The 22,644-nt window shown below is 33.5% G+C and carries 24 protein-coding genes; 22 read left to right on the top strand and 2 right to left on the bottom strand.

The window, feature by feature from the left end; genetic code table 11:
- Positions 1-11: 11 nt before the first annotated feature.
- The 10 genes from FJA49_RS05115 (at position 12) to FJA49_RS05075 (ending at position 10,224) form a co-directional block, all read left to right on the top strand.
- Positions 12-131: an AAA family ATPase gene (locus FJA49_RS05115; protein ID WP_139999535.1), complete on the top strand. Its 120-nt coding sequence runs from the start codon at positions 12-14 to the stop codon at positions 129-131.
- Entirely contained in the window at positions 106-339 is a 234-nt protein-coding gene (locus FJA49_RS18385) for a hypothetical protein (protein WP_158629445.1), read from the top strand. Before FJA49_RS05115 ends, FJA49_RS18385 begins: the two co-directional genes overlap by 26 nt.
- A 27-nt stretch (positions 340-366) precedes the next feature.
- Positions 367-564, top strand: coding sequence for a helix-turn-helix transcriptional regulator (locus tag FJA49_RS05110; protein WP_139999533.1), 198 nt, complete (start codon positions 367-369; stop codon positions 562-564).
- Between the two features lie 4 nt (positions 565-568).
- The gene (locus FJA49_RS05105) at positions 569-2,590 is read left to right on the top strand and encodes an N-6 DNA methylase (RefSeq protein ID WP_139999531.1); all 2,022 of its coding nucleotides are present in this window, start codon (positions 569-571) and stop codon (positions 2,588-2,590) included.
- Between the two features lie 50 nt (positions 2,591-2,640).
- Positions 2,641-4,017, top strand: a complete 1,377-nt coding sequence (locus FJA49_RS05100; RefSeq protein ID WP_139999529.1) for a restriction endonuclease subunit S — start codon at positions 2,641-2,643, stop codon at positions 4,015-4,017.
- A 19-nt stretch (positions 4,018-4,036) separates the two neighbouring features.
- On the top strand, positions 4,037-4,876 hold the full coding sequence (locus FJA49_RS05095; protein ID WP_139999527.1) for a hypothetical protein: 840 nt from the start codon (positions 4,037-4,039) through the stop codon (positions 4,874-4,876).
- Positions 4,877-4,878: 2 nt separating this feature from the next.
- Positions 4,879-6,660 (top strand): DUF262 domain-containing protein, encoded by a 1,782-nt coding sequence (locus FJA49_RS05090; RefSeq protein ID WP_139999525.1) that lies wholly within the window; start codon positions 4,879-4,881, stop codon positions 6,658-6,660.
- A 360-nt stretch (positions 6,661-7,020) separates the two neighbouring features.
- Complete coding sequence (locus FJA49_RS05085; protein WP_394344079.1) at positions 7,021-8,853, top strand: P-loop NTPase fold protein; 1,833 nt, start codon at positions 7,021-7,023, stop codon at positions 8,851-8,853.
- 69 nt (positions 8,854-8,922) lie between these two features.
- Complete coding sequence (locus tag FJA49_RS05080) at positions 8,923-9,660, top strand: DUF6602 domain-containing protein (RefSeq protein ID WP_139999521.1); 738 nt, start codon at positions 8,923-8,925, stop codon at positions 9,658-9,660.
- Between the two features lie 114 nt (positions 9,661-9,774).
- Positions 9,775-10,224 carry a hypothetical protein gene (locus FJA49_RS05075; RefSeq protein WP_139999519.1) on the top strand — a complete coding sequence of 150 codons (450 nt, stop codon included), beginning with the start codon at positions 9,775-9,777 and terminating at the stop codon, positions 10,222-10,224.
- 45 nt (positions 10,225-10,269) lie between these two features.
- Here the strand turns inward: FJA49_RS05075 and FJA49_RS05070 are convergent, their stop codons facing one another.
- Positions 10,270-10,530, bottom strand: a complete 261-nt coding sequence (locus tag FJA49_RS05070; protein ID WP_139999517.1) for a S24/S26 family peptidase — start codon at positions 10,528-10,530, stop codon at positions 10,270-10,272.
- A gap of 204 nt (positions 10,531-10,734) precedes the next feature.
- On the opposite strand from FJA49_RS05070, the gene FJA49_RS18480 reads away from it, so the two are divergent.
- The 8 genes from FJA49_RS18480 to FJA49_RS05030 all read left to right on the top strand — a co-directional run bounded on the left by FJA49_RS18480 (position 10,735) and on the right by FJA49_RS05030 (position 17,741).
- Entirely contained in the window at positions 10,735-11,421 is a 687-nt protein-coding gene (locus FJA49_RS18480; RefSeq protein WP_199758353.1) for an HNH endonuclease, read from the top strand.
- Positions 11,422-11,464: 43 nt separating this feature from the next.
- On the top strand, positions 11,465-12,298 hold the full coding sequence (locus FJA49_RS05060; protein ID WP_139999515.1) for a hypothetical protein: 834 nt from the start codon (positions 11,465-11,467) through the stop codon (positions 12,296-12,298).
- Positions 12,299-12,470: 172 nt separating this feature from the next.
- On the top strand, positions 12,471-13,355 hold the full coding sequence (locus FJA49_RS05055) for a type I restriction enzyme HsdR N-terminal domain-containing protein (RefSeq protein WP_139999513.1): 885 nt from the start codon (positions 12,471-12,473) through the stop codon (positions 13,353-13,355).
- Between the two features lie 179 nt (positions 13,356-13,534).
- Positions 13,535-14,284, top strand: a complete 750-nt coding sequence (locus tag FJA49_RS05050; RefSeq protein WP_139999511.1) for a hypothetical protein — start codon at positions 13,535-13,537, stop codon at positions 14,282-14,284.
- Between the two features lie 123 nt (positions 14,285-14,407).
- Positions 14,408-15,031 carry a hypothetical protein gene (locus FJA49_RS05045; protein ID WP_139999509.1) on the top strand — a complete coding sequence of 208 codons (624 nt, stop codon included), beginning with the start codon at positions 14,408-14,410 and terminating at the stop codon, positions 15,029-15,031.
- A gap of 166 nt (positions 15,032-15,197) precedes the next feature.
- The gene (locus FJA49_RS05040) at positions 15,198-15,788 is read left to right on the top strand and encodes a hypothetical protein (protein WP_139999507.1); all 591 of its coding nucleotides are present in this window, start codon (positions 15,198-15,200) and stop codon (positions 15,786-15,788) included.
- 116 nt (positions 15,789-15,904) lie between these two features.
- Complete coding sequence (locus FJA49_RS05035) at positions 15,905-16,744, top strand: helix-turn-helix transcriptional regulator (RefSeq protein WP_139999505.1); 840 nt, start codon at positions 15,905-15,907, stop codon at positions 16,742-16,744.
- A 40-nt stretch (positions 16,745-16,784) separates the two neighbouring features.
- A complete protein-coding gene (locus FJA49_RS05030) occupies positions 16,785-17,741 on the top strand; it encodes a nitrilase family protein (protein ID WP_139999503.1) in 957 nt (318 codons plus the stop codon).
- A gap of 113 nt (positions 17,742-17,854) precedes the next feature.
- On the opposite strand, the gene FJA49_RS05025 is transcribed toward FJA49_RS05030, so the two are convergent.
- The gene (locus FJA49_RS05025; RefSeq protein WP_139999501.1) at positions 17,855-19,231 is read right to left on the bottom strand and encodes an RCC1 domain-containing protein; all 1,377 of its coding nucleotides are present in this window, start codon (positions 19,229-19,231) and stop codon (positions 17,855-17,857) included.
- 481 nt (positions 19,232-19,712) lie between these two features.
- On the opposite strand from FJA49_RS05025, the gene FJA49_RS05020 reads away from it, so the two are divergent.
- From FJA49_RS05020 to FJA49_RS05005, 4 genes are all read left to right on the top strand, one after another.
- Positions 19,713-20,477: an SDR family oxidoreductase gene (locus FJA49_RS05020; protein WP_139999499.1), complete on the top strand. Its 765-nt coding sequence runs from the start codon at positions 19,713-19,715 to the stop codon at positions 20,475-20,477.
- Positions 20,478-20,497: 20 nt separating this feature from the next.
- Positions 20,498-21,412 (top strand): helix-turn-helix domain-containing protein, encoded by a 915-nt coding sequence (locus FJA49_RS05015; protein WP_139999497.1) that lies wholly within the window; start codon positions 20,498-20,500, stop codon positions 21,410-21,412.
- Positions 21,413-21,635: 223 nt separating this feature from the next.
- A complete protein-coding gene (locus FJA49_RS05010; protein WP_139999495.1) occupies positions 21,636-22,016 on the top strand; it encodes a hypothetical protein in 381 nt (126 codons plus the stop codon).
- Positions 22,017-22,092: 76 nt separating this feature from the next.
- On the top strand, positions 22,093-22,545 hold the full coding sequence (locus FJA49_RS05005; RefSeq protein WP_139999493.1) for a GNAT family N-acetyltransferase: 453 nt from the start codon (positions 22,093-22,095) through the stop codon (positions 22,543-22,545).
- Positions 22,546-22,644 lie beyond the last annotated feature (99 nt).

Genomic DNA, 22,644 nt, shown 5'->3' with positions numbered 1-22,644 from the left:
AAAATGTATCCATGTACCTATCATCCATTGAAATTGAAAACTACAAAGGAATAAAAAATCTTACCGTTGAATTTAGTAAAAATGTCAATGTTATTATTGGTGAGAATGGAAGCCATAAGCTTATTGTATAATTTGGGTAAACAACAACGTGAATTATATTTAACGCCTGAAGATTTTCACTTAGATACAGAAGTCATTAAGCTAAGCTATGAATTTCGGGGATTAAGTAACCAGCAGAAAGGTGCATTTTATGAATATTTAGTTCTGACCGACGACGAAAATAAAGATTTTGCCATTAGCACAATTATTTCTCCACTCAAAATAATTGCTTACATTTAACACCAAATGTTAATTTAATAACATCAAATGAAAATCAATAGATTGAAAATTGTATTGGCAGAAAAAGACAAAACCAGTAAATGGTTGGCAGAGCAGTTGGGTAAAAGCGAAGTAACCGTATCAAGGTGGTGTACCAACGAAGTGCAACCCACGCTGGACACCATGACCCAAATAGCCCAATTATTAAAAATCGACATCAAAGAATTGTTGCACTCAACCCGATAATATTATGAGCTTTTTACAACAGATACTAAAAGATACCAATTATAAAATTTCTCAATTTTCTGAAGAACAGATAAAAACTTTGGAAAGAGAAATAATCTTCAAACAAGACAAAAAAGGAAACAATGTACCATACACTACTTGTCTTGTACGCAGAAAAGAAATTGTACTGAAACCTGAAGAAGCCGTTCGTCAGTTATACTTATTGAAACTGCATCAGGATTATGATTATGCCTACGAGCGTATGGAACTGGAGTATGCCGTAACTTTTGGTAGAGAGAAAAAACGTGCAGACATAGTGGTTTTCGACAAGGTAGATAGCCGTGCTGTTTACATCATGGTGGAGATAAAAAAACCGAAATTAAAAGACGGTAAAGAACAATTGCACTCTTATTGCAACGCTACAGGTGCACCGATAGGTATTTGGAGCAATGGTGAGAGTATTTCCTACTATCATCGCAAAGACCCAAATTATTTTGAAGATATTCCTGCAATTCCAAAATCAGGACAAAAGCTCTCTGAAATCTTAAACGAACCTTGGACTTTAGAAGACCTCATCAAAAAAGATAAACTCGTAAACGAAAAAAAATCGTTGAAAGATTTGATTTTAGAAATGGAGGATGAAGTGTTAGCCAATGCGGGAGTAGATGTTTTTGAAGAGTTGTTTAAATTAATTTTCACCAAATTATTTGACGAAATGGAAAGCGGACGCAACAAGAACCGCTACCTTGAGTTTAGAAACAATGGCGATACCGAAACAGAGCTAAAAGAAAAAATCCAAAAATTATTTAATAGAGCCAATGATAAGTGGCAAGGCGTATTTTCTAAAGAAACTAGAATACAACTCTCTCCCTCGCATTTAAGCATTTGCATAGCATCTTTAGAGAAAGTAAAATTATTCAATAGCAATCTTGATGTGGTAGATGAAGCCTTTGAATACCTCATAAACAAAAGCAGTAAAGGCGAAAAAGGTCAATATTTCACGCCTCGCTATGGCATAGATATGTGTGTACGAATGCTCAACCCAAAAGAGAGCGAAAGTATGATAGACACTGCCTCAGGAAGTTGCGGTTTTCCGGTGCATACTTTTTTCTATGTCAAAAATCAAATACACAAAGAAGAGGGCATTGTAGATGATGAGATGATGACCACCAAACCACCCATACCAAGGGTTTTGGACTATGTGCAAAACAATGTATTTGCCATAGATTTTGACGAAAAAGCGGTACGTGTGGCTCGTTGCCTAAACCTGATAGCGGGTGACGGACAAACCAATGTGCTACACCTCAATACGCTAGACTACGAACGCTGGAACGAAAAAACCAAAGACGAAGACTGGATAGACACCTACGGAACGGGTTGGAAAAACATACGCAGGTATCGCAAAATAAAAAGCGAAACCAAAGAAAACCAAAGCTACGTAAATCGTGATTTTGAGTTTGATATACTCATGGCTAATCCACCTTTTGCAGGTGATATAAAAGAAAGTAGAATATTGACCAAATACGAGCTGGGCAAAAAGCCAAGCGGTAAATACCAAACCGCAGTAGGCAGAGATATATTGTTTATAGAACGCAACCTCGATTTTTTAAAACCCGGAGGCAGATTAGCTATTGTGTTGCCACAAGGACGCTTTAACAATAGTAGTGACAAAGCCATACGTGAGTACATAGCTGAGCGATGCCGTATATTGGGTGTGGTAGGTTTTCATGGCAATTTTTTTAAACCGCATACCGGCACCAAAACCTCGGTTATACTGGCTCAAAAATGGAACGACGACCCACAAGCCGGAGCATTGTGCCCGAAGAAAGAAGATTACCCCATCTTTTTTGCTACCATGCAATCGCCAAGTAAAGACAACAGTGGTGATAAGATATATGTAAAAGATGCCTACGGACAAGATGCCTTAGACAAACACGGACACAAATATGTACATCACGACCTTTTTAACCACGATGGACTTACCCAAGACGGCATAGCCGAAGCTTTTATAGAATTTGCCAAAAAGGAACAACTAAGTTTTTTTTAGGTAGCCCTTTTAACGAAGCCAGATACAAGGTTTTATTAGAAGGGCTGGAAGTGAGTGAAGTGAATTTGTCTGAATTAGAATTTTCAAAAAGAGTAGATGCTGAATATTATCAGAAACATTTTTTGAAATATGAAAAGCTTATTCAATCTAAAGGAAATTTTAAACTTAATGATGTTGCAAATTTTCTAATTGGTCCGTTTGGATCATCATTTATAGTTGACAATTATACAAATGATGAAACATATAGATACATAAGGGGTAAAGATGTAAAACCATTAAAACTAATGGAAGATGATAATGTTTACATGCCTAAAGACGATTACGATAGATTATCAAGATATGCGTTAAAAAAAGACGATGTTTTAGTTTCTGTTGTAGGAACATTAGGAAATGCTGCAATTGTATCTGAAAGGAATTTACCTGCTATTTTTAGTTGTAAAAGTACTGTTGTAAGATCATCGATTAATCCAAAATATTTGCTCGCTTATTTGAATAGTAAATATGGGAGGATGCTTTTATTGAGAAAGGAAAGAGGAGCAATTCAAAAAGGCTTAAACTTAGATGATTTAAAACTTTTAGACCTTTTTATTCCGAGCGATAATTTTCAAAATTTAATTTCTAATTTATTTAATTTATCCGATACCAAACTTTTACAATCCCAACATACCTACGCACAAGCTGAGCAAATGTTATTAGAAGCCGTAGGATTGCAAAATTTTGTACCCAGCCAAGAAGCCGTAAACGTAAAAACATTTAAAGAAAGCTTTTTGCAAAGCGGTCGCCTCGATGCAGAATACTATCAACCAAAGTATGAGGAAATTATTGCTAAAATAAAACAGTCAGATTATTTACAAATTAGTCAATTGGTTACTATTAAAAAGTCTATAGAACCAGGTTCTTCGTCATATCAAGAAGAAGGAATACCATTTATAAGGGTTTCAAATTTATCAAAATATGGCATTTCAAATCCAGAAATTCATTTAGATAAGAATGAATTTTCGGAAGTAATTAAGCCTAAAAAAGATACTATTTTACTATCAAAAGATGGTTCAGTTGGTATTGCTTATAAAGTGTCAGAAGATTTGCAAAGTATTACTTCAAGTGCTATTTTACATTTAACAGTTGATAACCCAAAAGTAAATGCAGATTATTTAACCTTGGTTTTAAACTCAAAACTTGTACAACTACAAGCAGAAAGAGATGCAGGTGGTTCAATCATTCAACATTGGAAGCCTTCCGAAATCGCAGAAGTAATCATCCCCATACTCGACCCAAAAACTCAAACCCAAATTGCAACTTGGGTACAAGAAAGTTTTAGCCTTAAACAACAAAGCGAACAGTTGCTCTATATAGCCAAGCGAGCCGTAGAAATAGCCATCGAAGAAAATGAGGAAGTTGCAATGGCATATATAACACCAAATAATTAAGAACTATTATAGAACGCTTATGGCAAATATATATTTAGAGAATTGGATAAAAAAGTCTGAATTAGATTTTTACACCATGTTTATCAAAACATGGTTACCGTTTAATGCATGGTATATGAACCAATTTTATGACGAAACTGCAAATCGCACTTCTGACAGAAGCATTATTGACCATATAAAAAATAATTCCAACCGTTATAGAGATAAAATTATTTCTTTGTTGCGAAATAATGATAATGACTCTATCGCTTTCAAAAGGTACATTAGCGATTTATATTACGAGTTAGAAGCACACCCTATGCCAAATGAAGATGAGCGAATTTCATTTCATACTATCAATATTACAAGAAATGCAATTCCTCAGCACGTTGTAAGTTTTGGACAATTTGATTATAAAGTTGTATTTGATAATACTTTACCTAAAACAACTAAGAGATGGAAGTGTGAAATTTATAATAGAAGAACTACCAGAACCTTACATTTGGTAGAACTTTATCAATGGTCTTTACAAGAATTAAGTGCAGAGCCTAATTACATTGCAATACCAAATGAGAAGAAACAATATTTAGATGCTTGTTTTCGTGAAATGAACCCCAGAAAACCCGAAATAATTATTGCACAACCAAAGCAAAATACAGACGGTAGCCACGGTTGCCCAGCTAACGCCATTATTATTGATAGTGTAAAACATCTTTATATTACCAATAATTATGAACAAGTAGCAAAGGTGATTATAGAGTTATTATACGAATTGCGGTGTAAACTGTTTCACGCAGAAATAGACCCCATTAACGCATATTTAGGCATATATGAGAATGCCTTTTTTATTCAAAAAAAATTAATTAAAGAACTTATATAATTATGAGATTTTTAGAAGCAAAAGACAAAAGTTTGGCTGATGTATTGTCAAACAATCGTTTCAGAATAGATTCTTTTCAAAGAGAATATCGTTGGCAAAGAAAACATATCGAAGCCTTGATAAGTGATTTAGCAATTAGTTTTGATAAATATTATCAACCAAACGACACCATAGAAAGCTATAAAGACTATGGTAGTTATTACATGGGGCCTATTGTGTTGTGTGACGATAACAAGGAGTTATCCATAGTAGATGGCCAGCAACGATTAACATCTTTCACTTTACTGTTGATTTATTTACTACATACTGTAGTTGATGAAGATATGAAATCAGAAATAAAAAAACATTTATATGTTAGAAAAGGTGGAAAAAACACGCTGATTTTAAATGTAGAATCAAGAACAGAAACGATTGAACATTTAATAACAAACTCTCTAGAGGTTTTATCAGATAATGATACGATTCAAGAGTATAAAGAATTTAATAACACCAAAGATGAATCTATAGGTAATATCATAGCCCGCTATGAAGATATTACCTTATTATTTCCCGAAGATTTTAAGCACCAAGATAAACTTCAAATTTTTATCGAATGGTTACTTAATCATGTTGTTTTAGTAGAGATTACAGCATTTAGCATGGAAAGTGCTTATACTATTTTTGAAACGATGAATGACAGAGGAATGAGCCTCAACCCAACCGAAATTTTGAAAGGTTATCTACTTTCAATGATTGATGACGAGGACAAAGGTGAAGAGATGAATGAGTTTTGGAAAGAACGCATTTTTGATTTAAAATCTGCAATAGGAGTAGATACAGATGTAGATTTTTTTAGAAATTGGCTTAGAGCAAAATATGCAGAAAGTAAAAGGTCAACGACTAAAGGATCAGAAAATTTAGATTTTGAGTTAATAGGTACACAATTTCACTCTTGGGTGAAAAATAACGCTTCAAAACTTTATCTGAAAAAATCTGATGACTTTTATTTATTTATAAAGTCGGATTTTAACTTCTACTCCAATCTTTATATAAATTTATTTAAGTATAAAAATTATAACAATGAAAATTTCAGAAGTTTATATATAACCAATTTTTATACAATTGCAGAGTCTTTAGTCTATCCATTGTTTTTATCTCCCATATCAAAAATTGATGACAAGGAAAGTATCAATAAAAAAATTCATTTAGTAAATAAATTTATAGACACCTATACTGTGTTTCGTTCTTTACTAAGTAAATCAATTACACAAAGTTCCATTAGAAATTTTATGTATGAGTTGATAAAAGAAATTAGAAATACTGATTTTGACGAGTTGAATAGTATATTGAAACTTAAAATTGGTGAAATTCAAGAAAATAGAAATAGAGTATATAGTAATTTGCAACCGATGAATAATTGGGGATTCTATCATTACTTCTTTGCACGATTAATGTATTTTACTTCAGAAAATCATGAATCAATCGATTTTCAGGACTTAATGCGTAGCAGAAAACAATCATCATTTATACTAGTTCCCATATTTTTTCAAGATGATTTTGAAAACGAAGATATAGATGAATCATCAATTTATATGCAACTTAATTCTGTTGCAAATCATATTTTAATAAGAAGATATGACTCCGACAAGTATTTCTCAACAAAAATTAATAAACGAATAGATTTTTTAATAAAACATAAGTATCTTCTAGCTAATGATGATATAAATTCACAAATCCCTATCTCTGAATTTATCCAAAGCAGAGATAATGCAATAAGTAAATTATGTTCTGAAATCTGGGGGTAGAAAATCTTTTTACAAGTAAATTAATTATAACTTTATCCCATCTAAAAACGTTAAAAAAGGTATTAAGTGTTCGACTGTAATCCCTTTCAGCCCGCAGAAGTATCGAAAGATATCTTTAAAAGCATTATAAAGCCTGCAAATCTTATGATTTGCAGGCTTTTGCTTTTTACTCCTACACTCATTATTTTCAAAAGTGCTCTAAGTTATTGTGGCAGATTCGTGGCAAATATTTATTTAAAAAAAAACATTACGGCTCAACACATAAACAATAGTCAATAAAATTATGTGAATTAATAATCGGAATATAATTTCATAAAGATTACTTCCCTCCTAATTAGTGGTCTTATTTGATTATTTTTGATGCAAAGCAATAATAAACTTAATATGACTTCAGATCACATTCAGGATATATTTAAAGACTATCTAAAAGCAGAAAATACACAATATGCAATAATGATAAATGGAAAATGGGGAGGTGGCAAGACCTATTTCTGGAAAGAAAAACTAAAGCCACTCATAACCGGGAAACAAAAGCCTATCTATATAACCTTGAACGGTATTTCAAAAATAGAAACAGTTGAGTACCATATGTTTTTGGGGCTGATCCCTTATTTATCCAACAACGATAACAAAATAATTAAATCAGCAACAAAGTTTATTAGCAATGCCACTAATGCAATAACAAAATTTTTTACAAAATCTAGCAGTGCTTCTGATATTTTCAATGGAGTTGTTGTCGAAAATCTCAACTATTCTAATAAAATCATTTGTTTTGACGATCTTGAAAGATGTCAGATACCTATAGAGGAAATTTTGGGTTTTATAAACAATTTTATCGAGCATAAATCTTTGAAAGTTCTTTTTCTCGCTGACGAAACAAAAATTGAGAGTGATAAGTACCGTCAAGCCAAGGAAAAAATAATCAGACATACTGTAAATTTTGAACCATCTTTAGAAGAACTTATTCCACAATTGGCAAAAAAATTCATAAAGACCGATCCTGATTATTATAACTTTCTAATTACAGAACTCTCGACTTTTACAGAGATATTTACGGAGTATAAGGAAAACAATCTAAGGAACATTTCATTTGTTCTTGATTGTCTTCAGCTTCTTTTTCCTGAATTTAGAAAAGCTAAGAAGGAGTTCCAGAGTGAAACCATTCTCTTTACGATAATTATCTCAATGGAACTAAAAAAAGGCCATATCCAATCAACTGATTACAGCGACCCAAAAAATCTTAGTTCGATCAATTTTTCGTATTATCAAATGTTAAAAGCTGGGCGAAAGGATGACGGGAGTGATGAGGAACGGGATAAATCTTATGCCGAAATAATTTGTGATCGATATCTTTCAAAGCGGATTGAACAGTACTATTACTTCGGGTCAATTTATAAATTTGTTCTTTCCGGATATTTGGATCTTTCAGAATATAAAAAGCAACTGGCTCACAGGAACACCCTTGTCACCTCACAAGAAGTTCTTGATCTTAGAACAGTAGCAAACTATAATTTTCGCACATTAGCCCAAAAAGATTTTGAGTGTCTTTCTAAAGTCGTTTGGAAGAATGCAATAGCCGGTAAGTACAGTATCTATGATTATGTATTACTTGCTGATTTCTACTTTTTTTTCTCAGATAAAGAGTTAATAAAAGAAACAATCGATGAAGTCAAAAGTGGGTTGATAAAGGGATTGAATATAGCAAAAAAAGGGAACAACACAGATAATTACCAAATGTCAAATCTTTTGGCTTTTAAAAGTACTGAGCGTATTCAGGAGTTCAAAAAGATTGTAAGCCAGGCCCATGAAGAAATGAAAAGTGGCCAACATAGGGAATTAGCCAACCGTCTGGTTGCTTCATTATCAACAAACGACCTGACAGCATTAAAGGAGATAATGCCGACACTTGGACTGGATATACATCTATTCAATGCAATAAATAAAGAAAATCTGCTAGCAGCTATTTTCGTAAGCTCAAATGCCACCCTTCATTATTTTATAAAGTTATTTGGTGAGCGCTATCGCTTTTCAAATGTTCGTGATTTTTTGCATGATGAAAAACCATGTATCGATTATCTAAAAACAGGTTTAGAAAATTATCTTGCCACATCTGAGTCAGGCGAAGGGTTAAAAAAACTGATGTTTCGAGAATTGAAATCAGAACTTGATGAGATCTCAAAAAAACTCAGCTAACAGTAAAGAATAAATAAATCAACAGATAATCTACAAAAAGTTGTAGACTCAAAAAAACTAATTTTAATCATGATAGATACGATTGCTGACCTGATTCATGAATTTGTATGGGCAGAAAAAGAAATACTGAATGAACAAAATATAAAACATCCGACTACCATTGGGGCAATGTTTGAAGGATTGACAGCTGAAGTGTTGAACAAATCTATCTTTGGTGCCCTGAATCTAAAGGTTGTTACAAATAGTTTTATAGTTGGATGTAAAACAGAATTTGATGTAATGCTTGTTGAAGGCGAAGGAGAAGCTATTCCCTATACAGATCGTTTTAAATTACGACCTGAACAGGTAATTGTTATTATTCAAGTAAAGAAAAATCTGTATTCGAAGGATATTGAAGAAGGGTATGATAATCTAAAATTCTTATATGATTATTATGAAGATAAAAAAACTGAAAAATTTGCTCTAACAATTTTTCGGGACAGCTTTAAGCAGATCTGCAAAAAAGATCTAAGAACATACAATTTAGATCAAGCTTCAGAAAATGAAGAAGGTATCTATCATGCTCTATGGACTGATACAATACTTCCTATAAGAATCATTTGGGGATATAATGGTTTTTCAAATGAATATAATTTTAGAGAGTCCTTCGGTAAATACCTACTTGATAAAAGATCTACCGGTACCGATAATATGATAGGAGGTTTTGGTCCGCAAAATTTCCCAAATCTCATAATTTGTGGAAAGTATTCAATGTTCAAAGGTAACGCAATGCCTTTTGTATCACCAGTACAAGGTGATAATTGGTAGCCATTTTATGTTTCTTCATCCCATAAACCTGCTTACTTCTTTCTCGAAACTATTTGGTCTAGATTATCTTACAGATACGAACTATCAAATGATATTTTTGGGGAAGACTTAAAAATGCAACCTACCAATAGATTTTTAGACTGTAGGGTTCAAACTCTTGATGAGCTTAAAGGCTGGAAATACAACCATATAGTAATTTCGGATAAGAAACTTAAAGCTAACACAGAATCTTTAGACTGGCAGCCTGCTATTTTAGACAAAACACAATTTGCAATTATTGTAAAACTTTGCGAAAAAGGTGAAATAAATTTAGAAACAGACAAGAATCTAGAAAATTTTGTTACTGAAGGCGGTTATACATCTCTAGTCGATTTCATAGAAAAATTGACCGCAACGGGACTTGTCAACATTGAAAATCTACAACTAAAATTATTAACCGATTATTGTCAATGTAAAATCTTACCCGATGGACGATTTGTTGCAGGCGAAAATAAAAGTGGACGGTTAACTACCTGGATAAACAAAGAATTAGTAAAATACAGAGAAAAGAACAATGTCAAATAATTAGTGTCTTTTTAGAATTAAATATAGCCAGACAAAAAGCCAATCTTAATGCCTGGCTTTTTTATTTCTCTTTAACTCAATAATCTCATTTCTCAATCGTCCAAACATTTCCCTGATCGTCTGCGGACTCAGATCATCCGGTTCAAATTCATGGGTAGAGATACTTGCGGCATAAGCCCATACTTCAATAATGTTTTCCGCATTAATGTCGTAAGGTGCATAAAAATCATTATCTGAAGATAGCTGATAATGTCCCTCCTCGCTTCTATGTACTCTCTTATAAACTACACCATAATTCTTAGTCATTCTCCCATTTGGAGTTTATGGAGTTTGTTTAAACTTATGATTTGCCGAAAGAATATTTCCTTGTTGACGAAGCTAAAATTTGATTTATATGGATTATTTCTTATATTCGAAGCTAAACATAATATTTACACATCCATTTTGAATGGATTTATGAATGTTTGTTTCTCATATATACAAGTTAGTGGCAACCTATCCAAACCAACTATGAATCGACAAGAATATTTTGAAATTGGAAAACAGAATTCGTTACCATTAAGATGCCCAATTCTCAACTATTGTGCAAGACGAGCTTGTACAATTTACTTTAATTCTGATTATGCTAGATATAGTGGCAGTAAAAATATTGCTGAAGCTTTAATGGAAGACGGAACGCTACCCAATGACTATCTTAAAAACAAAATTGACTTTCAAGGTGAACCGACAGAATGGATTGGTGGAAGAGAAAGTTTCTATGTCACGCACATGTGTCCAGAAGTTAATTTGTTTGATAGTAGTAATTCCATATTTCCTGACACAGCTTGCGTAACAGGTGACTACGACAGAGAAAGAAGAAATGAAAAATCAAGAGTAATAAAAACTCAACATTACTCAGAATGTGCTGAATTCAATAAGTATTTATTCGAAAAAAATATAAAGCCTCAGACAAAAAAACGCCGAATCCCAATTGCTCCAAAATTCAAAGCTCTACTCCAAAAAGAAATTAACTCAAAATGTCCACTTTGTCCTAACGAAGACGTTGGGCATTTCGAAATTCATCACATCGATGAAAATCCAGAAAACAATAACTTAGAAAATTTATTAATGCTTTGTCCAACTTGTCACTCGAAAATAACCAAAGGAGATATTAGCATTTATACTGTTCGAAAAACCAAAAGAGATTTAACAGGCTAGGCAGCCAATAACAGCAAGCATTAACCTATTTAGCTAAAAAAATATGCCAGATATTAACGACCTATCAAAACGCTCAAACATAAATGTAAAACATACTTATAATTCAGATGTTGTAATTTATGAAGATCATCGCACAATTTTAAATGTGTTTTATTTTTTAAAATTGAACGGTTTAGCAACATTTCCAATTGATTTATTTATGTTTGATGATCATGATGATTTTTTAAATCCATCAGCAGCAGCATTAAAGAAAATAAACGAATTTAATTTAGAAGCTCCTTCTGAAAGAGAGTTTTGGAGTTTCACTGAGTTTGATTTAAAAACCTCAGATGATGATTGGGTCAAAGCAGGCATGGAATTAGGGTTAATCAATAATGTGTTTTTATTTCATTCTTCAAAAGCATCATATTCGTTTTCTAGTAAACATCAAACAGAAAGTTATGGAGAAAAAAGAGTATACAATCTAGGAAGCGTTTGGGACGCATTACATTTTCGTGGCTCATTAGAAGATTATTCCAATGACGTAGAGTATGGCCAACTATGGAAAGATATGGGATGGATTAAAAGAAATGGTAAATTCGAATTTGAAAGAGAGAACGATTTTATTATTGATTTTGACTTAGACTGTTTTTCTACTTTTATCGTTGATAAAAATTATGCAATTCCCGAAGATATATTAATTAAGAAATTTGAAGAATATAAAAGAACAGAAAACCACTACTACGGCAAACCTTCAGACTTTGTAAAAAAGTTAATAGAAAATAGTATATTAACTACCGTTTGTTTTGAAAATAATAGTTGCGGTGGAATAAGAGAAAGCCACAAAATTTTTGAAGTTTTTGATTATTTGTTTTTTGAAAAAGAGATTGGAAATTAATAATGCCAGCAGCTAACAGAGGTTTGGCAAAATAGCTGATTTGTTGCTTAAATCACTTGTTGATTTTCCGCAGAAAATCTTATCTTAGCTAGATAACAGTCAGTCCGCTGGCTCCGCTACTATTGCCAAGCCCGCAGCACGTTGGCGGTAATTTTAACATGAATCGTTTAAAATGGAATATACACCTTTATTCAATGTTTTAGAAAATTTCAATTTTGACTTATTGAATCATCCAGATTTTAAAGAAGATTCTGTAAGAGAAGAAATTATCGTACCAATTATTCAAAACTTAGGATATTCAGCAAGCCAACCTTATCAAATAATTCGTAGTAGAAATTTAACCCATCCATATGTTTCGATTGGTTCGCAAAGAAAAAAAATCTATATAATTCCCGATTATATATTTGAAATAAATGGAAAACCTGGTTGGATTTTAGATGCTAAATCTCCTTCTGAATCAACAATAAATTCAATTCATGTCGAACAAGCTTACTCTTATGCTATACACAGTGAAGTTCGAGTAAATTATTTTGTATTATGTAATGGTGTCTATTTCACTCTTTACAACATAAGTAAAAATGAACCGCTCTTACATTTTCCAATTAGGGCGATTCCTGGTTATTGGTCACAAATTAAAGAATTTCTAAGTCCTGAAAACATTTTTAAAAATTCTGAAAATATTATTAAAAAAGATTTTGGCTTGCATTTAAAACGTTTAGGTTTTGACCAATTTGAAGAAATGATATTTCTTCAAGTACCAATTTTCCATATTGGGCAGTTAGATCCAAATGAATTTACGATGTCGGCTGGAGTTAATATTGAAGACGAAACTTATATTGCAACATTTGATTTTGAAGAAAAACAATTTAAGCAATTAAAAGGTAAAATTCCACGAGAAATGATTGATAAACTATCAGTACGAGCAAATGGTTCGAGACAAATGGTAAAGTTCGCAGATCGAATTTATTTTGTGAACATAAATGCTAAAGTTGGTAAAAAAATGGAAGAAAATCATCAAGAAATTTTCTTACCATTAAGAGTAAATAATTTTATGTAGAGAGACTACCGCCAACAGCGGTTTCACGCAATAGCTGGGTTATTTAGTTACCTTGACGTTTTCTTCACGAAAAAACTTTATCTTTAACAGAAATAAATTTTCCGCTGGCATCGCAACTGCGTAAAGCAACGAAACATTAGCGATAATTTTATTCACGCCTCTGCAAAAAAGAAAATAGAATGATCCAAAGAAAACTTATTGAACCAGAAGAGTATAAAAGATTACAAGTAAGAGCTAAGAAAATTTCACTTGCTTTAATGAAAAAGGAAGATAAGAATTATGCAAAAGTTACTTTCCCAATTCAAAACTATAGAAAAGTATCTATTGACAATCAAGATTTCTATTATGCTGGAACAAATATTTTTCTTGGTATTATAGAAGAAGTTTTATTTGAAGCAAAAAGGCAATTCCCTAAAAACTTTGGAAATGGAAATGCAGTAAGCGTTGTTCATGCATTAAATAAAACTAGATTTTTACATTCTAGGCTCAAAGATGCAATTAGAATTTATGGCAATGAAAATTTCATTTGGGTTTATGATAATTTAGATGACGGAGAAGAAAATAAAATTTTAAGATTAGACTTGTATAGAAAAATTGACAAAATCCCTCGAAAAAAAAGAAAATGGACTTTTACTGGTGGTTTGTTTCATGCTTTAAAGCACTTTAGCATGAATGGAAAACCTCTTTCTACAGGAACAGATATAAATGATGTCATAAACCCAGAACACGTTATATATTTAATCACAAAAGCGTTTTTCACTGAGGTTGGTACTTTTGATAAGAAAGGAGAAACTTGTATGGTCTTTATGAATCTTGATTCAAAATATAATTTAAAATTCATCTTTTATTATGAAAAAGTAACAAGTGTTTATTTTATAAAAACTATATACAAAGAGAAAAAAACTACCGCTAGCAGCCGTTTGGCGTAATAGCTAGTTTGTCTTTTTGGGAAAATATTCAAAGCTTTACTATTTCTTATTACATTTTTCTTTAACTTGCCGTTAATACGCCAAGCGGCAGAACGTTAGCAGATATAATAAGTAGACTTTACAATGAAAGACAAAATAAAAATTAAATTAAAACTTTCCCCTCACGGACGTTTTATTTCTCTAATTTTTGCGCTTTCTTGTATTATATATGCTAGTCAAAATAGGAAATTATCTGATTTTTTATTGAATAGCGGAAAAATCATTTTAGTTATTTACTCAATAATTTTTATAGCTCTATTCTTTATAGTTAAAAAAACCAAAAATTTCAGTTTCCCAAAAAAATTGATAATAGCATTATTACTTATCGTTGCGTTGGGCCCAATATATTATTCTATTGGAGTTGTAATCAATGATGTATACTTATATGTAAAATCACCAACAATTTCGAGGAATTGGTCGGCATTCATAACCGTCTTCTCAATCTTAATTTTGGGTTTGCTATTATTTTATGTAAGACTCAAATTTCGATGTGTTTATGGTATAAGTGAAGCGGCAGTTGGCATTTTTATAGCTATGCATAAAGTTATTTTTATTGAACCAAGTGATTTATTAACTTCTGAATTTTATATTGCAATTTTGACAGCTTCGATTTTTTTAGTCGTTAGAGGATTCGATAATATATATGTCGGATTGACAAAAGAACTTGATCCAGTTGCGCAAAAGTTTTTAGCGATTTTTGAGAAATAGTTACAGCTGCTAACAGCCGTTTGGTACAATATCTGTCATATGCTTGTCCGAAAATTTAACGGTTTTTGAAATTCTTCATCACAGAATATTTTTTTTAAATTTACCGCTACTGACGCCAAGCTGCGGAATCCTTGCGAGATAGACAATCTTCTAAACAACAAACAATATGCAATTTAACAGCGATATCTTGAAAGTACTAATTCCAGCATTCTTTACATTATTCGGAATTTTTATTGGAAGTATTCTTTCATACCGTAATTCTTTTAAGCTTTTTAAAAATCAAAAGAAATATGACAACAGACGAATTACCTATTCACGGTTACTCGCTTACAAGTATATTTGGATTCAGTCGATAATATTTCATCTAGGAACACGTTTTCAGGCAGAATATTTCTATGCAAAATTTAATTTACTTTCTGACGAAAAGGATTTGGAACAATCTAATAAAGAATTTGACAGAGCTGCTAATTTGATGAGAGATACATCTATTTACCAGAAAGAAATATTTGAGACAATCGGCTTAATTCAAACTTGTTATATAATAAATTCTGAACTTGAGCTAGCTATAACAGAGTTGTTTGGTGCTGGAACAATTCATATTCAGCCATTTCCTACAACACTTAAAAATATTAAGGAATTAAATCAATATAATAATGAAAATAATATAAAAATTCCAAAGATGGCTGAAGATAAATACTTAGTTAAAGTCGATAAATTATTGAGGCTTTTAAAAGCACAGTTAGATTCTGAAAAGTAGCATTACGGGTAACAATAGTTTAGCGAAATAGCTAGTCTGTCTCCAAAAGTTATACTAATTTTAATCTACCACAACGAGAAATATCTACATTTGAAATATAATTCACGAATTAAATTATGCAGATTCTCCCGCCAGAAGTCTTATCTCCATACATCAAACACTACCTTTTCCTGGAAAGTGTGGGTGATCCGCATAAAACACTTCGTCTATTTTCCGATGGCAATACTGGAATTGTATTTCTTCTTGAACAAGTTCATTTGACAACCAATGACGGCCAACATCTACCCTCTTCATTTTTATACGGTCAGTTCAGTAATTTTCAGGATCTTGTTTTGACGGAACAGACACCCTTTATTATTGTTGTATTCCAGCCGGATGGGCTCTACAAGTTACTGGGTATATCTGCTCGTGAATTAAAAGAACAGATTGTTGCTACACAGGATGTGTTTGGACAGCCCGCAAAAAAGCTCTACGACAGCCTTCGGCATCTTAAACAGCCAACTGAAAAAGTAAATGCATTAAATAGCTTCTTTTATGAATTAACTATTCAACGCAAGTCTCTAAATCCTACTTTACTTTCCACAATATTACAACATATTACTTACCACAAAGGCTTAGTGACTGTTGAACAACTTGTCCACTATAGCGGCTATACCGAGCGACATGTGGAAAGAATATTTGCGGAGCAGGTTGGAATGAGTCCTAAAAAATTTGGTAGTATCGTTAAACTCCACTCCTTTTTAAAGTTACTTCGCCATAAAACTGCCGAAACCAATTTGACCACGATTTGCTATCAATCGGGATATTTTGATCAGTCGCATCTTATTAGAGCGTTTAAAAAATACACAGGCATCACACCTACTGAATATCTGAACAGCACAAATAAGCTCGCCGTAAATTTTATGGAATTTAAGGACGGTCCTAATCAGATGTCGGGTTTGTACAATTTTAGCTAACGCCCTTGGATTAGTTTTGTCGTAGATCAATCAAAGAGATATGGACAAATTAAAAATTGCAACGGCACAATTTGAGCATAAAAGTGGGGATAAAGCCTATAATCTGGCTGTCATCGAGCGACTGGCAAAAGAGGCAGCATCCCAGGGAGCTGACGTAATTGCCTTTCATGAATGCTCTATTACAGGTTATACCTTTGCACGAAATTTAGATAAACAGCAAATGCTTGCTATCGCCGAACTTGTTCCCGACGGAGAAAGTACCCGGCAGCTAATAGCTATAGCAGCCAAATATGACATCATCATTCTTGCGGGTTTGTTTGAAAAGGATGAAAGCGACAATTTATATAAGCCTTATATCTGCGTAGACAAAAATGGCTTAATTGCAAAACACCGCAAACTGCACCCTTTTATCAATCCCCACTTAACAGCAGGACAAAACTATACCCTATTTGAACTCAAAGGATGGAAATGTGGTATTTTGATCTGTTATGATAACAATGTCATTGAAAATGTACGCGCCACAAAATTATTGGGAGCTGACATTATCTTTATGCCACACGTAACCATGTGTACACCTTCATCAAGACCTGGTGCAGGTTTTGTAGACCCGCAGCTTTGGCAAAACCGTGAAAACGATCGGACTTCCCTACGCCTGGAATTCGACGGAATGAAAGGACGCAGTTGGCTCATGAAATGGTTACCGGCCCGAGCCTATGACAATGCGGTTTATGTTATTTTCTCAAACCCAATCGGTATGGATGACGATCAGTTAAAAAATGGCTGTTCTATGATTTTGGACCCATTCGGGGATATTTTGGCCGAATGCCAAACCTTTGACGATAGTTTTGTTACTGCAACACTAATACCCGAAAAACTAATACAGGCTGGTGGACATCGCTATATCAACGCCCGACGACCCGATCTCTACCGTGAGATTATCGGCCAGCAACATGAACCAACCCAAAAAGTAGTCTGGTTACATTCTGACAATGGTTAATTGATTCCCATTTAGAGTGAAAAAATCTGTAAAAATAAAGCCCGTCTCTTTCTTTGGACGGGCTTTTTATTTATTGATAACAATTTGTCTTAAATGACTTAGAAAAACGAGGTTTACTGTTTTATAATTTTCAGTGTTTGTGTATTAACAGTCGAGCTAACCTTTACCAAATAGGTTCCTGGTGACAAAGCAGATATATCAAGCACAGCTTCATTATCCTGAATAGACTTGTTTAATATTTCCTGTCCTAATAAATTATAAATGGAAACCATTGTAATTCCTTGTCCGTAAGAAAGATGCAGTAGATTTCTAACCGGATTGGGATGAGCATTGACTTTCATGGCTTCAAATTCATTTACCCCCAGAGAAGCACAGATAACAGATGTCAGTGTATTTTTGTTAGTATTGGTCCCGTCTCCCAATTGCCCCGCAGTATTAAGCCCCGTTGCATACAAGAAACCATCGCTATTCATTACTTGCGAGAAATCTCTTCCCGCTGAAATTAGGGTTTTATCCGCATTGGTGTTTACTTGGGTAGGAACCATGATGTCAGTAGTACTGTTTGTTCCAAGGCCTAGTTCTCCGCTTTCGTTTTTACCCCAGCTCCAAAGATTGCCGTTTGTTTTCAGAGCAAGGGAATGTTCGGCTCCGGCTATGGCCTTTGCCCAATCATTATCTGTTCCTACTTGAGTAGGGATAGCAGCTGCGGATGCACTCCCCAAGCCCAATCTGCCGTCAAGTCCACTTCCCCAGGCCCAAAGCGTACCGTCTGTCTTAATACCAAAGTTATGGGTATATCCAACGTTTATACTTTTCCAATTAGTGGCTGTACCAATCTGTATAGGTATTCTTTTATCAACATTGGTACCGTCACCTAATTGGCGTAAACCATTCCCCCCCCATGCCCAAAGCGTTCCATTGGCTTTAATAGCAACTGAATGGGCACCTCCGGCAGCGATAGCCAGCCAATTGGTATCGGTTCCTATCTGGACAGGTTGATTTTTATTGGTAAGTGTGTCATCGCCCAATTGACCGTAGAAGTTGTTACCCCATGACCAGAGCGTGCCATTGGTTTTTAGGGCCATACTATGTCCCCCTATTAACCCTGGAGCAGCACTGATACTTTGCCAGTCGGTTGCGGTTCCTATCTTAATCGGGGAACGTTGATTAACAACATTACCATTTCCTAATTGACTATATATGTTGTATCCCCAGGCCCAGAGTGTTCCATCGTTTTTTATGGCCAAGGAAAAATTATTCCCGGCACTAATTTTTTGCCAGTCGTTTGCTGTGCCGATCTGTACAGGTTGGTTTTTGCTGACTACGGTACCGTCTCCTAATTCGCCATATTGGTTGTCGCCCCATGCCCAAAGCGTACCGTCAGTTTTTAAAGCAAGAGTGTGATCTAAGCCCGAACTTATAGTCTGCCAGCATTGTGCGTAATTCTGTAATGATAAAAAAATTAAAAAAAGAGTAATTGTTTTCTTCATGCTTACTGTGTTTTCTTTCTGAAATTGGTTAGAAATTGTTAATGTTGAATAATTGTTTTTTAAAATGCGGACCGTATCCAATCTAATCTTCTATAAAAGGAGTACCACCTGGCATGTTCGATGTAAACATAAGGCACAAAAACAAAAGGGTTTTAGCCAATGACCAAGCGTTCCCTTTTCAGATATCAACGTTGACTATCGGCCTACAATCGTTTTTGAAATTAGGAAAGTAAGTATATTATTAAGATAAGATAAAAAAGTCAGGATTCTAAGCCAATAGTTGAGATCCGTCTTTCTCCACAGAAAATTAAAATCTCGTAAATCATCCTGCTGCAAAATATTTACAACTGATAGTACCTCTAAAACAATTCGAACGAAAAAAATCAGCAGCTAAGTTTAGACTACAATAATCAATAATTCGGCTACACGCAAAAATGATTTAGTACGGAACTTTGTCATATAAATTAAAAATAAATAAATTATGTCAACAAAGAGTAAAATTGCTTTAGTAACCGGTGGAAGTCGTGGCTTAGGTAGAGATATGGTTATCAACTTAGCCAAAAACGGGAACAATATTGTTTTTACCTACAACAGCAATAAAACGGAAGCCGATAAGGTTGTAGAAGAAGTGTTGTCACTCGGACAAAAAGCCATTGCTTATCAATTGGATGTAAGCAATGTAAAATCCTTTGATGCATTTGTAGGTGATGTCAGTCAACATTTACAGGAACATGAAGGCTCTCCAAAGTTTGATTTTCTAATCAACAATGCCGGTGCCGGAGTATATGCTTCTGTAACTGAAACGACTGAAGAAGCATTTGACCAAATGATGAATGTTCATTTTAAAGGTGTTTATTTCTTAACTCAAAAGCTTTTGCCTCTGCTGAATGATGGGGGAAGAATTGTAAATATTTCATCAGGATTGACCCGAATATCTTTCCCTAATGTTTCCGCTTATGCAAGTATGAAAGGAGCTATCGAAACCTATACAAAATGTCTGGCCAAAGAATTAGGCAGCAGACAGATTACAGCCAATGTGGTTGCTCCGGGTGCCATCGCTACTGATTTTGGCGGAGGTTCTAATAAATCCGACGAAAATAAAAGAAACGCAATCGCTTCTATTACCGCTTTAGGACGTGTTGGTGTACCGGAAGATATTGGAGGTGTTGTCGCTTTCTTATGTACTCCAGCAGCAAGATGGATGAATGGTCAAAGGATTGAACTTTCCGGAGGAATGATGTTGTAATATTTTTGTATTTTTGAAAGATGAGTCAGAATCAGATACATAGGGTTAAATCAATAGCTGAATTTCATAAGATGAAGGGATTGCCTTCACCTCAGCATCCGTTAATTAGTTTATTTGATTATGGAACCTTTGAATGCTCAACAGAAATCAATCATAAGAATTTTGTATTTGACTTTTATCACATTTCTATAAAACGTAGTATTGGCGCAACATTTAAGTACGGCCAAAATCACTATGATTTCGATGATGGCGTGATGTTCTTTATAGCCCCTAACCAGGTTTTTGGTATTGAAACCATCGAAGAAATTGCCAGTACCAAAAGTGGCTGGGTGTTAATGATACATCCTGACTTTTTATGGAATACTCCATTAGCCGGCACTATCAAGCACTATGATTTTTTTGATTATGCAGTTCATGAGGCCTTGTTTCTTTCGGAAAAGGAAGAAACGATTCTAAATACTCTTGTGAAAAATATAGAAATGGAATACAGCGGTAATCTTGATAAGTTTACCCAAAATATTATTATTTCACAAATCGAAACCCTTCTCAATTATTCTGATCGTTTCTACCAACGACAGTTTTTAACACGCAAAGTCAGCAATCATAAAGTTTTAGAGAATGTCGAAAGGATTATCGACGATTACTTTAATGATGACAATACAACAGGGCTACCAACGGTTCAATTTGTTGCAGATTCGTTGAATATGTCCCCTATGTATTTAAGCAGCTTACTAAAATCCTTAACAGGGCAGACAACGCAACAGCATATTCACGAAAAATTAATTGAAAAGGCCAAAGAAAAACTGTCTACAACAGCATTGACAGTTTCAGAAATAGCATTTGATTTAGGTTTTGAGCACAGTCAAAGTTTTTCCAAATTGTTTAAGGTAAAAACGAATTTGTCTCCTTTGGAATTTAGAAGTTCGTTTAATTAAGGATTTAAAATATTTTAGAAGTTTAAAGCCCGAAAGTGGCTGTCCCTTCTTCACCGCTCAAAATTAATAACCTCGTAAATCTAAAGATTTATGAGGTTTTTTATTATATTCGAAGATGACTATATGTTTAAACACCCATTTTAAATAGCTTTAGGAATGATTGTTTCACATATAAACAAGTTGCGTGCTATTTCACGAGAATTAAACTAAATTCAAATCTTAAATGAAAAAAATAATAACATGTCTATTTCTAACATTAGTACTTAATTCTTGTAAATCTCAAACAAAAGGATTTACTATACTTGGAAAATGGCAGGCTGTTGAATATTCCGGTAGCGATGGTGCTAAAGGCTTTACTCATAAAATTTCAAACGGAGAAATATTTATTTTTGAAATGAAAAACATTGTCAAAGATAAGTTAGGAAACATTGGGACCTATACTTTTCAAAACAATAAACTTCATATAGAGTTAGCTGAACAAGATCGATATTATACTCTTTATTATGACGAAATTAATCCAGAAAGAATATTTCTAAATCCAGTCACATCCGACTACCAGATAATTTGCGATGAAGGCTGTGCATTTACTTATGAAAAACAATGATACGGTAACCAAAATGATTATTTCGCATATAAATTAAGTAAGTTAGTAGAAATGTTTCCCAACAACACGTTTATAAATGAAAATTGAAAGATCTGAAAAAAACGACAATCTTATTTTAAGCGAAATAACTTTCGAAGGGAAAGCATATTGGGGTTATGGAAAAGAACAACTCGAAAAATGGAGGAATGATTTAACAATAACGCAGGATTATATTGAAAATAATGAAACATTCAAATTAATTGTTGACGATGAAATAATAGGATACTACTCTATTTTGAAACTTGAAAATAAGATTATAAAACTTGACTATCTATTTTTATTACCAAAATTTATTGGAAAAGGATATGGAAAGTTCCTAATGAATCATTGTATCAAAAAAGCAAAAGAAATAAATATGAAAAAAATAATTCTCGATTCAGATCCTAATGCCGAATTATTTTACAAATCGTTTGGGTTCAAAACTTATAACCAATTAAAGACATCAATTGAAAACCGATTTTTACCGCAAATGGAATTGGATATAGAATGATATAAAACTGTTTACGCAATATTCATTAAAAATAAGCAAAGACAACTAATACCTTAGCCTGAAAAACTTATGAGTCTATTACAAAATATAGCTACATGA

Origin of the sequence: Flavobacterium microcysteis, assembly GCF_006385255.1 — a bacterium.
In the GTDB taxonomy this organism is placed as follows: Bacteria; Bacteroidota; Bacteroidia; order Flavobacteriales; family Flavobacteriaceae; genus Flavobacterium; species Flavobacterium microcysteis.
The sequence above is the reverse complement of the archived record's forward strand: the minus strand, read 5'-3'. Positions and strand labels throughout refer to the sequence as shown.